This is a genomic window from Heliobacterium chlorum (assembly GCF_014502795.1).
Lineage (GTDB): Bacteria > Bacillota > Desulfitobacteriia > Heliobacteriales > Heliobacteriaceae > Heliobacterium > Heliobacterium chlorum.
On sequence record NZ_JACVHF010000028.1, the window covers coordinates 1 to 13396 of the forward strand.

Consider the following 13396-nt stretch of genomic DNA (forward strand, 5'->3'; position numbering starts at 1 on the left):
GAGTCTGGGCCGTGTCTCAGTCCCAGTGTGGCCGTTCACCCTCTCAGGCCGGCTACCGATCGTCGCCTTGGTGAGCTATTACCTCACCAACTAGCTAATCGGACGCGGACCCATCCAAGAGCGGATTGCTCCTTTGGTTCCCAGAGGATGTCCTCCAGGAACGTTATGCGGTATTAGCAGCCCTTTCGGGCTGTTATCCCCCACTCTCAGGCAGGTTATCCACGCGTTACTCACCCGTCCGCCACTAAGAGCTTCCATCGAAACTTCCGCTCTCCGTTCGACTTGCATGTGTTAGGCATGCCGCCAGCGTTCGTCCTGAGCCAGGATCAAACTCTCCACAAAAAACGTAGATAAGCTTGAGTCAAGCTCTTGTTGATATAAAGTATTTCTTATTGAATCAAGGCTTCTTTGTTAGAAGTCATCGACTCTTAAGAAGTTATCCGTCCCACGACGTGGGGCGAATTGACTTTGGTTCGCACGCTTTGCTTACAACTGTTCAATTTTCAAGGACCTAAGTTTTTCGTTCCCGTTTGCCGGGCGGAATTTTATAATATCACTTCGTGTTCACTATTTCAACTGGTATTTTTAGGAAATCGCTCGTTTTATTTTAAAAACCTTTTGATAATGCTATAAACGAAAGTCTTTCCGCTTTTGTATCTACGCTTATCAATGTGTCCTGTCCTCGACAGGAATTACACTATATCACTACCCGTTCGCTATATCAACCGGTAGTACCTGGCAAAAATGAGAATTTGAGCACTTACGATTTTTCTTACACTCCCTAGCTCAGATAAATCTCTATCTAGATTTAGGTGCTATACCGGAATTCAAGTCTATCTCACATCAATACACTTCCCACCTAAATAAATCCGAACAGCGTAAAAGTTTGAAGTAGATCATTCTGTGGCCAAACGAGGTTAATTTTTATTATTTATTCCAAATATGCTTGATTTTACACGGGATAGAGTTACAATCAAATCAGTGAGATAGTGATCTAGTGTGGTTTTTTTCATAGTATTGAAAGGCAAGGGGGTGCTTTTATGAAACTGAGCGCACGCAACCAACTGACCGGCACTGTAAAGGAAATCAAAGTGGGCGTCGTCACCGTTGAGGTCATTCTTGATCTCGGAAATGGTCAGACGATCACATCGATCATTTCCAAAGACGCTTGCGAAGAACTGGGACTAGCCGTCGGATCGAAAGCAACAGCTGTGGTCAAATCCACTTCCGTCCTGCTGATGGCGTAGATTCCCCCATGAAAAACGGGTCGGTAAGGCATTTGCCTTCCGGCCCGTTTTTCATGGGGGTAAGGGAATGCCAAAACAAGAAAGGGGTATCGAAACCCGGTTTGACAATCCCTTTTTTGCTGTGTAAGACTAAAAGAACTGAAACCGTAAAAGTGAAATCGCAGTACCTGTTAAGGTGGAGATAAGATGGAGAAACATATATACCCTTTCGTCTTGGAAAAAGCCCAGGATAGTTTATGGAACTACCCGTTGCGCGCCCCAATGGTTGAACCGATCTCCATCTTGAACGCCCAAAATCGAGTCCTTGGAGAAGACCTATACGCCCCGCACTCCTTACCCCCCTTTGATCGTTCCCCCTTAGATGGGTACGCGCTGCGAGGAGAAGACAGCCTTGGCGCATCGAAGAAAAATCCGAAAGTCCTAACGGTCGTCGATCGGATTCCCGCCGGGCATATCGGGCGGAGAGAATTGCAAGCCGGAGAGTGTGCGCGAATTTTTACGGGAGCCCCTATCCCGCTCGGCGCTAATGCTGTGCTACGGCAAGAGGATACCGAACCGGAAGGGGAAACGGTTCGTTTTTTGTCGGAAGTCACGCCTGGAGCAAACATCAGTCGTAAAGGAGAAGACGTAGTCGCAGGGGAGCCGATTCTCACTCGAGGCACGATGATTGGCCCCGCCGAATTAGCCATATTGTCCGCACTCGGCATGGACCCTGTCCCTTGCTATGCTCGGCCTAAGGTAGCGATTCTCTCGACAGGCGATGAAATCGTGGAACTTACATCGCCGCTTACGCCGGGGAAGATCTTTAATTCCAACATGTATTTAATCGCTGGTTACGTGTCCCGTGACGGGGGCGAGCCGATTCTCTTGGGTTCGGTCCACGATAAAGAAGAGCTGATCCAGGCACGGATTCAAGAAGGACTCGCTCAAGCCGATCTGATTCTCACGACCGGCGGTGTCTCTGTCGGCGATTATGACGTAGTAAAAGAGGTTCATCACGAGCTGGGCGCAAAGCGGTTGTTTGCGAAACTGGATATCAAGCCCGGAACACCGATGACAGCTTCAGGCCTCGGCGAAAAATTATTAATCGGCCTGTCCGGGAATCCCGGTGCTGCCGCCGTCACCTATGAGTTGACCGTCCGGACACTCTTGCGGAATTGGGCCGGGCGAAAAGACAGCCAGCTCAGCAAAGTACGAGCGCGCCTTACCGAAGGTTTCGGGAAAACAAGCGGTCAACGCCGTTTTTTGCGCGGGCGAATCGACTGGGTAAACGGAGAATATCGCCTGTCTTTCACAGGCAAGCAGAATCCTGGAGTCATGAAATCCTTATTGGCCTGTAACTGCTTAGTGGAAGTGCCGCCCCAGAAGCGATGGATGAGCGATGATTGGGTAGAAGCGATTCTTTTATGAGGTAAGAAAAGGTGTGAGAAAAACCGAAAGGGACTGACAAACGTCAGTCCCTTTTTCTATAGCCTAAACCGAGAGGTGAGATCCCTCATTTGTACAACCATCGCGTCCAGTTTTCCGATTGAGTGGCTTACTTCCTCAACGGACGCGAGTTCTTCCTCCGTTGAAGCCGCGATCGTTTGCGCCATGCCGGAAATGATATTGATTTCCCGCTGTACATCCGTCACTCGGTCGACCACGCTTTCACTTTGCGCAGCCAGTGTCCGCGTCTGATCGGCAATCGACGTAAACTTTTGGGATACCTCTTTCGCAGCCGCTTCAATCTTTACAAACGAATCAGCAGACTTTTCGACCATGGAAACCCCTTCGCGAATGACACCGGTTTCTTCATGGATAGCCTCTATAGACTGACTCGTTCCACGTTGAATTTCGCTCATAATGTGATGAATTTCCCCGGCAGCCTTTGCCGATTCTTCGGCCAGGTGACGGACCTCTTCCGCGACTACGGCAAAACCCCGTCCATGTTCCCCCGCTCTCGCCGCTTCAATGGCAGCGTTTAGGGCCAGCAAATTCGTCTGGGATGCAATGGAGGTAATCACATCCACAAACTGACTAATTTTTTCGGAATTCCTGCCTAGCACGTTCACCACGTGCTCCATCTCTTCCGATTTTTCGAGGATCAACTGCATTTGGGCGATGACACGCTCGATTTCGGCACGCCCTCCATTAGCTTGTGCCGCCGTTTCCTGGGACGCTTCCCGCAACACCGCTACATACTGGAATACCTCCCGAACAATCCCCGCGATGTTCAACATATCGGCGACAGATTTTTCCGATGTAGTCTGAATCTTTTGAGACGCTTGTGCCACCTGCTGAATATGTAAGGTATTCTCCTTGCTACAGATTCGTAAGTTTTCAATATTGGAATTCAATACATGCGTCGTATCTACGACATGCTCTGCACTCTCGTTACAGCCCTTGACCAAGTTACCTAAGCCTTGAACCATCCTGTTATAGGCATTTATCATACGTCCGATTTCGCCCTGTTGGTCAGCATAGGCGTGTTTATGCTGCAGATTACCGGCGGCCACCTCGTCGAGCAATTCGGCAGTTACCGTGATCGGTTTGGCAAACCGATTCGATATGAACATCCCACTCGGAATAACGATTAAACAACAAACGACCAAAATCGCCACTGCAATGCTTACAAGATCCTTTTCCGTTTGTACACTCGCGACGACTGGTATGGAAGCCGCTATCTTCGCCACTTCGCTTCCGTTGATATCGTACAAAGGTCGGTAGGAAGTCAAATACTTTGTAGTACCGACCATCTGCGAATTTATTTCCTTCCCTTTCTCCGGCTCTTTTGCAAATGTTGCCTCTGTCGCCAGCGGAGCCTCCCCAGCCGGATATAATAGGGCGACTTCCGCACCGGTCAGTTTTTTAAGCGTTTCCAAGTGCTCGTTACCAATGAGTTTTCCGAAAACGAGATATCCCGCGCAGTCCCCTTTTCCACCCGTCCTGAGGATTTGAGCCTCAGCAACAAGGGCCATCCCTTTCGAAGCTTTATACAATCCGCTATGCATTTTCTTGTCGCTGATCAACGGTTTCAGAATCGGCTGCTGACGCATGTCCCCCGTAAAGGATTCTGTGCCCTCCGCGTACAGGACTTTTCCATCCTTATCGGTGACCAGCATGAAATCGAGAGAAAAATCGGACATAGCTGTCGCCAATTGATCTTTAATCCAAGCAACATCCGATTTACCCACATTCTCGTTCGCATCATCCCACCAACCGCAAGTTCGAACACCTGATTGCAGCTCTTTGGTTAACACGCTGACCGTATTTGCCGCCGATTCTCCGGCAAATAGGACTTGTTCCCGTTCGACCGAGGATAAGCCTTTGTTTACGGCATACATATTCACGGCCACACCTATCAGGATCGGTACGAGTGAAAAAATCAATAATGCCACCAGGATCTGCTTTCGAATAGACATCGATCTATACCCTCCAAACTAGACTACGATAAAACAGAGCGACTTGCCTGAAAGATGCAACTTTTTTAAAAAACATTTATTCTTTATCCTTTTTTTCTTTAGGTCCGTTCAAAAAACCTTTTTCGCAAAGTAAGGTAAATTATTACATCAACTCCCCTTTTACAGAGGTTGCTTGTAGACAATTATCCCTGGACGCCCAGTTGCTCGACGCCGATGAAAGGCCATGGGGATGGATAACCGTTATTTCATTTATCGGTTCTACCGGGCGTTTTATCTGTTCGAATAGTGTCACTATTAAGAATATCGTGTATGCTCCAAATAGTACGATTAGTTTACCACGTATTGCCGTGCTGTGATTAATTTTTTATAATTCTCCTCGTGACAACTTCATAAGATAATTTCGGATGACGCTTACGGGAGAGCAGTCGATAAGACTCGCCGAAGGAGTTACACTCTCAGGCCTTTGCCGCTCGGGCAAGGAGAACCGTTAAGCCGACGAAACTCTGGAGAGACCCTGTGCTACAGGGCGCCGAAGGGGCAAAGCGGTTTGTAAAACCGTCCAAATCTCTCAGGCAAAAGGACAGAGTAATTAATAGGGTGTCTATCGCCCTGTTTATTTCTCCATTTATTTTTGAGCGCTTGCGCTCTTTTTCCTATACTCTATCCTTTCTTCAGAGTCAAATCGTCAGATTTGGCTCTTTTTTATACCCTTTTTTCTTCTCCGAACCAACGTCTCATCTCTACTACATACAAAGGAGCAATCATCATGGACATCATCTCGATACTGGATCAAATTGATAGTCTGGTTTGGGGTCCGCCGCTGTTAGTTCTACTCGTGGGAACAGGCATCTTTCTCACCCTTCGCCTTGGCCTCTTGCAAGTTACCAAGCTGCCCCTGGCACTGAAGCTCATTTTTACCGCCAAAAATGACGGTTCCGGAGACGTAAACAGTTTTGGTGCCCTCTGTACAGCCTTGGCTGCCACCGTTGGCACCGGAAACATTGTCGGTGTCGCCACAGCCATTAAAGCCGGCGGTCCCGGAGCACTGTTTTGGATGTGGCTGGCGGCCTTCTTCGGCATGGCCACGAAATACGCCGAAGGCCTGCTTGCCGTGAAGTACCGCTCCGTCGACGCCAATGGGCAAATCTCCGGTGGTCCTATGTACTACATCGTCAATGGGATGGGTCCCAAATACCGGCCGCTCGCCATCATGTTTGCGGCTAGCGGAGTCCTCGTAGCCTGCCTCGGCATCGGTACCTTCCCACAAGTGAACTCTATCGTCGCTGCCTGTGACACCGGTCTCAGCATTCCCGTTCCAGTCACGGCGGCCGTCATCACGATTCTTGTAGCGATGATCACCCTCGGAGGCCTTCAAAGCATCGCTCAAGTATCGGAAAAAATCGTTCCCTTCATGGCGATCCTTTACATCGTCTCTTGTACTGCCGTCCTCGTCGTATTTGCCGACCAACTTCCCCATGCGATCAGTCAAGTGATTCAAGAAGCCTTTACCGGCAGCGCTGCAACCGGTGGTTTTCTCGGAGCCACGGTGATGATGGCCGTTCGAAACGGCATTGCCCGGGGCGTTTTCTCGAACGAATCCGGTCTCGGAAGCGCACCGATCGCAGCAGCAGCGGCGAAAACGAAATGGCCTGCCGAACAAGGCCTCATTTCTATGACCGGAACCTTCATTGATACTATCATCATCTGTACGATGACCGGTCTCGTCCTGATCGTAACGAATGTCTGGTCCGGCGACGCCGCTGGTGCGGCTATGACCCAAAAGGCCTTTTCCGCCGCTTTCCCCCAATTCGGTACGCTCTTACTCACCGTCGGACTCGCCCTTTTCGCCTTTACGACCATTCTCGGATGGAACTACTACGGCGAACGATGCTGCGAATATCTCTTCGGCGTCAAAGGAATCAAACCTTATCGCTACATCTTTATCCTGTTAGTCGCCTTAGGCGCTTTTCTAAAACTAGACGCAATTTGGCTGCTGGCAGATATCGTCAATGGCCTGATGGCGATTCCCAACCTCATCGCCCTATTGGCCCTTTCCGGTGTCGTTGTCGCGGAGACAAAACGGTACATAGACGCGGTGAAGCGCTCGTAAACATCGTTGTTCGTCCCCTTTACGTCAGTTTGGTTGACCTGTTTCGAAACTTCGATTTGACCATTAAAACGGCTGCCTTCTTGATAACGTTCCATGAGGACGTTACAGAGGGCAGCCGTTTTTTATTCGAAAATGGACTCTTGAAAATAAACCGTATTGCATCTCTTCCCGAGGTTGGATACCAGGAACCACACTCTTTACCAGCTTCCCAAATGCTTGGCTTTCCGTTACAATACAATCACACGCAATTAGATTGTATCAAATCTAATCTGTTGCCTATCATTACGTAAGCCCTCTGTTAACAACAAGATGATAGAAAGGGTACAACTATGAAACGAACAATTTATTACTTTTCCGCAACGGGAAACTCGCTCCATGTCTCTAAATCCATCGCAGAGATACTGGGTGACTGCGCTCTCTTGTCCATCCCGAGCCTTCGCCAGTGCGAAACAATCACCGCTGATTCCGAGATGGTCGGCTTTGTTTTTCCCTTATACTATTTTGGCATCCCCCCCATGGTCAGCGAGTTTATTCAGAAAATCCGCATGGAAAAGGTAAAATACTCTTTTGTTGTCGTAACCAGTGGCATGGGCCGCCATGTAAGCAGTGCTCTCCGTCAAGCCGACGACCTTTTCGCTCAGAAAGGCCGTCATCTCGACGCTGGCTTCCACGTGGCAATGATCTCGAGTTATATTCCCCTCTCTGACATTCCACCAACCGAAAAAATGCACCAGAAGCTTGCGAAGGCCGACCTGAAAATCCAGGAAATCGCAAGTACCCTCTTATCAGAAAAACCGTTCCGTGAGGCGGAACCCTTCCGGGTACCACTTCACGCCTACCACAAGTTCTGGAAGAATCATCAGCTTCCTCACGTGCATCAGAAGTTTTTTTGCACATCCTCTTGCACATCATGCGGTACTTGTGAGAAGGTTTGCCCGGTCAACAATATTCGTATGAAAGATAATAAGCCTCAATGGTTGGAAAACTGTCAAGAATGTCTGGCTTGCCTCCACTTCTGTCCCGCGAAAAGTATTGAGTTTGGCGGAAGGACGAAAGGAAGAAGGCGGTATCACCATCCAAAGGTGTCTGTCGCCGATATCATCCGTTCAAAATAGACTCGGCTCGCAATCCTCACAGAGAGTGTGACATATACATGGATCGAGATGAACTATTAAAGTTAGATAATCAACTCTGTTTTACCATTTACGCCTGTTCAAGGGAAATCATCCGGATATACCGGCCTTTTTTAGCGGAACTCGGCCTAACTTATACGCAGTATGTGGTTTTATTAGTGCTCTGGGAGAAAGACGACATCACGCTAAAGGAACTTGGAGAACACCTTTACCTCGACTCCGGGACACTGACACCTCTGCTAAAAAAAATGGAAGCCGCCGGACTATTGTTCCGACAGCGCAGCCATGACGATGAGCGGCATATCTTCATTCGCTTAACGGAGCAGGGAAAAGAATTAAAAAATGCCGCTTATGAGACACTCCAAAAAGCTTTTTGCAACATGCCCATATCCATGGAGGAGGCCAGCTCTATACGGGAACAGTTAAAGAGCTTGCTTCACAGACTGCCCTCTGTCCGCGGATAGGTAAAACAAAAAACGCCCCAAGAATGAGTATCTATACATTCTTGGGGCGTTTTCGTCTTCTCCACACAATCTCACATACAAACAGCTTTTTAGGCGATCTCTCACCTTGCCCCTAGGCTTCTCAAATTCAAGAAAAAGTGATAGATCGGTGCCAACGTTCCAAAACCATCGGCCAATTCTTGAATCAAGTCGGGCCGGAACAGGCGCTCATCAACATTTTTGTTGCAGACGAAGTAGATATCTTTTCGTTGGTACCATTCTTTCCACTCATCAGGCAGATCGGGATTGAGGATTCGTTTATATTTCTCGCCTTCTAGACTAAAGGTTTCTTGCCCTTTGTACAGAGAATGTATGTTTAAAAAGGCTTTATCTTGACCGTCGATCAGGCCCCGTATTTCATACAGGGTTTCCTTCGGGATGCTGTAAAAGCCCATACCATACCGGTAATAGTCGGGGAATAGCTCAAAAAAGAAAACCGGTTCTGTCTTCCAATCCTTGTAGTTTCTTTTGAAAGAGACCCACATATTGGCCCGGTAAGGGCTTTTGTCTTTGGAAAAGCGGGTATCCCGATTGATTCTGGAGATACATCGCTTCGGGTTTGCCTCTATGAACAAATCGATGGACTGCATGTACGGAGAAAGAGCGAGGACCATGTCCTGGAGTGGTTCCATCAAGTGCTGTTTATAGCGGACCCGGTTTTCTTCAAACCATTCTTTGTTGTTGTTCGCTCTCAGATCGGCGAGAAAACGAATCGTTTCGGTTGAAAATCCTTGAAACTGGTCTTTCCCCATACTCATCACCCCTTTTGTCTATATTCGCTTGTCCTTTTACACTAACAACCCACTTATACTTCCGCTGGCAAATGGGCCAATAGCTCCTCAACCGTCTTACTATGTGTGAGAGCATGGACTGCGTTCGTGCTGGGACGTACATAAATCATGAGGTCCTCTTGCTCCCCCAGTTCGGTTCGCACCTCAAAGGCTAACTTTTCCTCGACCGTGGAAAACTCGGCCGTGACGCCGGCTTTATTTCCCCGGGCATCAAGCCGGATCCACTTCTTTAGGCTCTCTATGTACACCGCGTTTAACCCGTGCAACACCAACCAGGGCTTGTCCTCATCATCTAAGACCAGCTTCTGGTAGCAAAAGCCCGTAGGTATGCCTAAACTTCGAAGTAGTGCCGCCAGTAAGTGCGCCTTCGCATAGCAAATCCCTTGTCGATGTTCCAGCGCTTCTGAGGCTTTGCAAGTCACCACGGTTCCTTGAATGTCTACGGAGTGTGCAATTTCATCTCTGACAAAGTGATATACGGTACGAATGATCTCTAGATCGTCTTGAATTCCCTCGGTAATCCGCACAGCCCTTTCTCTTATGGCAGCGACTTGATAATCGATAATGTCCGAAGACTTACGATACGCGTCCAGATCGTCTGTTTCCAAGATTAAATTCATCGGAATCATCACTCCCTGTAACTTCTATCAGGTTACCTGGTTAGTACATCTTAAATGATTCTTTTTAAGGCAAATGATTAAGGTGTTTCACGAATGCCCGGTAATCGTTGGCTTGTTCAAGTTGACTTACTCGAAGTTAACTTCTTGTAAACCCTTTTATTGCCCTAGACCGTTCCGTTTTTTATAAGCCTGAATATGTCCGAGATGATGATTCCCATGCCACGCGTAAAGACCGATAGCTTTTCGAAGGCTGACATCTCCGATCTCCGGATGACGAAATACCGCGTTCAACTGGGCAGGAGTCAACGCTCGAAGTAACCGAACCCACCGCGTATGTAAGGAATCGATCAATTGAAGAGAAACGTCCGCTGGTACATGAACAGCATCGTCGAGTTCGGCCCACTTCGCCTCTTCATAGGGTTTTATCATGGGGCTGTCTTCCGTCAGGGCCAATTTGAATCGAACAAAAGAGTTTATATGACTGTCAGCGATATGATGAATGACTTGACGAAGGGTCCATCCCCCGGGTCGATAGGCGGCGCCCCATTGTTCTTCCGATAAACCTTCCACTGACGTAGACAACAACCCAGGCAATGCCTCAATTTGTGCGATAAGACCGGGAATCTGTTCGTCCGAGATCTCTTGGGAAAAATCAAAGCGACCGATGGGGTATTTCAATTCATCCATGACCGGGACCTCCTTTTCCACTCATCGATTTGCGGTGTACTCTTTACGCATATAAGCTGCAGTACACGATTATCACCATAGATTTAGCACTAGTATAATCGCTTATTCTCGATTTGGGATCTCTTCTTTTCAACGAAACATATCCCAAACCAAGCTGAAAAGCCCTACATATGCTGTATATATGGAGGTGTTCTCATGGCCTATGAATGGGGTGTCGACTCGGCCTCCCCAGCGGATGATCAATTGCTCCAATGCGTGATCAATAATTTTGGAAAGCCACGTTTTTGGGGAAGGTACCTCACTACCGTTCCTCGTGTCGCCAGCGGATTAACCGCTGAGGAGATATCCTTTTTGCACGGTCAAAATATCAAAATTCTTCCCATCTACAACGACTTTCGGGACGCGGTAGGTTATGGAAATGGAAAAAACGTAGCCCGTCGAGCCATCGAGAATGCAGAACGGTTAGGAGTTTCCCCGGGAACCTTTCTCTTTGCGAATATCGAGCACTATTTTCAAGTCGATGAAGCCTGGATCCGTGGTTGGGTGGATACCCTTCGAACTTCCGGCTATAAATCGGGCATCTATCATGATCCCATCCGTGGACCCTTTAGCAGCGCCTTCTGTCGAGCGGTAAAAAGAGATGCCCGCGTCGGTGGTGAGACCGCCTTATGGAGTGCCCAACCAGAGATCACCGTGACGGGACCACAAGATGCACCCGGCTTTTCTCCGAATAGACCGGACTGCACCGGGAATGTCTGGGCATGGCAGTATGGGCGCGATTCTAAAACATGTCCCATCGATACCAATATGATAGATACTCAGTTACTGAATCAACTTTTCTGAAATAACGGTCTTTTGCGTTTGCCTAGGACCAAAATTTTAACGCCCCGCATCGCCCTGGAATGAGGAAAGACGGCTTCATCACTGAAACCGTCTTTCTCTTTGAGTTAGACCTTGAACTTACTGACAGTGGCCTTTAAGTCCTCGGCCATTTTTTCCAACTCTTCACTGAAGGAAGCGATCTGTTCGATAGAAGCGGACTGCTCTTGCGTTGCTGCCGAAACTGTTTGCGTTTGGGCGGCAGCGTCCTTGCTAAACCGGTCAATCTCCCTTACTGACGAAACGATTTGCTGACTGCCTGACGCCATCTGCTGGATCGCGGCCGAGATCTCACTGACTTGGTCCGAAACTTGATCGATGAGCGAGACGATTTCCTTGAATGCCTTTCCGGCACTGTTCATCACATCGGTTCCGACTTTCACTTCACGGCTTCCGTCTTTCATGGCGACCACTGCATTGCTCGTTTCGGCCTGGATCTCCGAGATCAAGTTGGCAATTTGCTGAGCCGCTTCTTGGGACTGTTCCGCGAGCTTGCGCACTTCCTCTGCGACGACGGCAAACCCCCTACCTTGTTCACCGGCACGGGCAGCTTCGATCGCCGCATTCAGTGCTAACAGGTTGGTCTGACCTGCGATCCCGGAAATCGTATCGACAATTTGCCCGATCTCACTCGAACGTTCACCGAGCTTCGAAACTACTTGCGTGGAACTGGAAACGGACTTTTCAATGCTGTTCATTTGAATCATCGCGGCGTTTACCGCTTTATCACCTTCGAAAGCAGCTTTGGCTGTTTTTTCTGCTACACCGGACACGACATTGGCATTGGTCGCCACCTGCTGAATGCCTGCAGACATTTGCTCGATGACCGCCGAGGCTTCGCTGACGGCTTTTACCTGCTTATCCGCTCCTTGGGCCACTTCGGTAATAGAAGCCACCACTTGATTGGTCGCCTGAGCCGATTGAGCTGCGCTAGCCGATAATTCAGAGGTGGAAGAGGAGACATTTTCGGCGCTATGGAGCACTTGAGTCATGATGCCCCGGAGATCGGCTAAAAACTGATTGATCGCATTCGCCAAATCGCCAATCTCATCGGTGGCATCGACGTCAATCTTTTGCCTAAGATCGCCGCCGTTTTGGGCCAGTTTCGTCAATTCTCCGTACAACAGATTGACAGGTTTCGTAATCCCTCGAGTGATCCACAATGCGAACAACGCCGCCAGTATCAAACCAACAGCACTTCCACCGCCCATGGTGATTTTCGTCTTTATCTCGCCTTGCAGAAGTGCTTCGGACCGTTTGGCCAACAGGCTTTTTTCTTCTGCGTTAATGTCCGCAAGCAGTTTACGCATGCCATCCATGCTCTGCTTGCCTTTTCCCGCTTGCACGAAGGCAATGACTTCCTCCATTTTAGCTTGGCCGGTACCTACTTGACGACGTAGTTCGATCAAACGGTCAGATTCGTTGGTCAGCCATTCTTTCTCTCGTTGAAGCAGGTTCTCGATTCGTTCTTGTTGCTTTGGGTTATCAGCGGTCAGCCGTTTGATCTTGGCATAATGCTCTTGGAAACTGCTCTTACCGTTATTATACGGTTCCAAAAATTCTTCTTTGCCCGTAAGTGCGAAACCGCGTTCACCTGTCTCCATATTGATTAAACTGGCTAAAATGGCGTCAGCTTCTCCCATGACCTCATAGGTATGTACATTAATGGCGACGGCGGCAGACTCATTAACAAATTGGATGTACGCAAAACCGATGACAGACAGCATAATGAAGGCAACAAGTCCAAATCCCAAATAGAGTTTCTTGCCGATTTTTAGATTTTGAAGATTCACGTTGATCCACTTCTTTCAGATATTTTGTGAATCGTTACAAACGCCTCTCTACCGTTAAAATCCAGGTCTGTTGAACCGTACGCCAATCCCTTTTTTCGCATTTTGGTAGGTCAACACACCCTTTCGAAATCAATTATTTTTTTATACGTAATACTCGTCACCATTCTATTTTTCTTGGGAAAATCCTTCTTTTCTCGAGTTAGATTGCTGAAAAATGAAAAAGTCTTAC

At 48.4% G+C, this 13396-nt stretch carries 11 protein-coding genes, 1 rRNA gene and 1 riboswitch; of the genes, 6 read left to right on the forward strand and 6 right to left on the reverse strand.

All coding sequences use genetic code 11. The features are described from left to right. Nucleotides 1–342: ribosomal RNA gene (locus H1S01_RS17050) — 16S ribosomal RNA — on the reverse strand; the annotation flags it as partial. 698 nt (nucleotides 343–1040) lie between these two features. Between H1S01_RS17050 and H1S01_RS17055 the strand changes: the two genes are divergently transcribed. Continuing rightward, nucleotides 1041–1247: a TOBE domain-containing protein gene (locus tag H1S01_RS17055; RefSeq protein WP_188041606.1), complete on the forward strand. Its 207-nt coding sequence runs from the start codon at nucleotides 1041–1043 to the stop codon at nucleotides 1245–1247. Between the two features lie 186 nt (nucleotides 1248–1433). Beyond that, nucleotides 1434–2657, forward strand: a complete 1224-nt coding sequence (locus H1S01_RS17060; RefSeq protein ID WP_188041607.1) for a molybdopterin molybdotransferase MoeA — start codon at nucleotides 1434–1436, stop codon at nucleotides 2655–2657. 56 nt (nucleotides 2658–2713) lie between these two features. On the opposite strand, the gene H1S01_RS17065 is transcribed toward H1S01_RS17060, so the two are convergent. Then, a complete protein-coding gene (locus H1S01_RS17065) occupies nucleotides 2714–4651 on the reverse strand; it encodes a methyl-accepting chemotaxis protein (protein ID WP_188041608.1) in 1938 nt (645 codons plus the stop codon). Between the two features lie 493 nt (nucleotides 4652–5144). After that, a riboswitch (glycine riboswitch) is annotated at nucleotides 5145–5245 on the forward strand. A 172-nt stretch (nucleotides 5246–5417) separates the two neighbouring features. Here H1S01_RS17065 and H1S01_RS17070 point away from each other — a divergent pair. The 3 genes from H1S01_RS17070 to H1S01_RS17080 all read left to right on the forward strand — a co-directional run bounded on the left by H1S01_RS17070 (nucleotide 5418) and on the right by H1S01_RS17080 (nucleotide 8358). Next, nucleotides 5418–6761, forward strand: coding sequence for an alanine/glycine:cation symporter family protein (locus tag H1S01_RS17070; RefSeq protein ID WP_188041609.1), 1344 nt, complete (start codon nucleotides 5418–5420; stop codon nucleotides 6759–6761). Between the two features lie 329 nt (nucleotides 6762–7090). Next, nucleotides 7091–7876, forward strand: a complete 786-nt coding sequence (locus H1S01_RS17075) for an EFR1 family ferrodoxin (protein ID WP_188041610.1) — start codon at nucleotides 7091–7093, stop codon at nucleotides 7874–7876. A 38-nt stretch (nucleotides 7877–7914) separates the two neighbouring features. Beyond that, a complete protein-coding gene (locus H1S01_RS17080; RefSeq protein ID WP_188041611.1) occupies nucleotides 7915–8358 on the forward strand; it encodes a MarR family winged helix-turn-helix transcriptional regulator in 444 nt (147 codons plus the stop codon). A gap of 101 nt (nucleotides 8359–8459) precedes the next feature. Here the strand turns inward: H1S01_RS17080 and H1S01_RS17085 are convergent, their stop codons facing one another. From H1S01_RS17085 to H1S01_RS17095, 3 genes are all read right to left on the reverse strand, one after another. Beyond that, entirely contained in the window at nucleotides 8460–9149 is a 690-nt protein-coding gene (locus H1S01_RS17085) for a DUF2461 domain-containing protein (protein ID WP_188041612.1), read from the reverse strand. Between the two features lie 53 nt (nucleotides 9150–9202). Next, nucleotides 9203–9808: a transglutaminase-like domain-containing protein gene (locus H1S01_RS17090; protein ID WP_188041613.1), complete on the reverse strand. Its 606-nt coding sequence runs from the start codon at nucleotides 9806–9808 to the stop codon at nucleotides 9203–9205. A gap of 156 nt (nucleotides 9809–9964) precedes the next feature. Continuing rightward, entirely contained in the window at nucleotides 9965–10495 is a 531-nt protein-coding gene (locus tag H1S01_RS17095) for a YfiT family bacillithiol transferase (RefSeq protein WP_188041614.1), read from the reverse strand. Nucleotides 10496–10690: 195 nt separating this feature from the next. On the opposite strand from H1S01_RS17095, the gene H1S01_RS17100 reads away from it, so the two are divergent. Next, a complete protein-coding gene (locus tag H1S01_RS17100) occupies nucleotides 10691–11338 on the forward strand; it encodes a glycoside hydrolase domain-containing protein (RefSeq protein ID WP_188041615.1) in 648 nt (215 codons plus the stop codon). A gap of 104 nt (nucleotides 11339–11442) precedes the next feature. Here H1S01_RS17100 and H1S01_RS17105 read toward each other — a convergent pair whose 3' ends face one another. Continuing rightward, nucleotides 11443–13167: a methyl-accepting chemotaxis protein gene (locus H1S01_RS17105; RefSeq protein WP_341479130.1), complete on the reverse strand. Its 1725-nt coding sequence runs from the start codon at nucleotides 13165–13167 to the stop codon at nucleotides 11443–11445. Nucleotides 13168–13396: the final 229 nt, after the last annotated feature.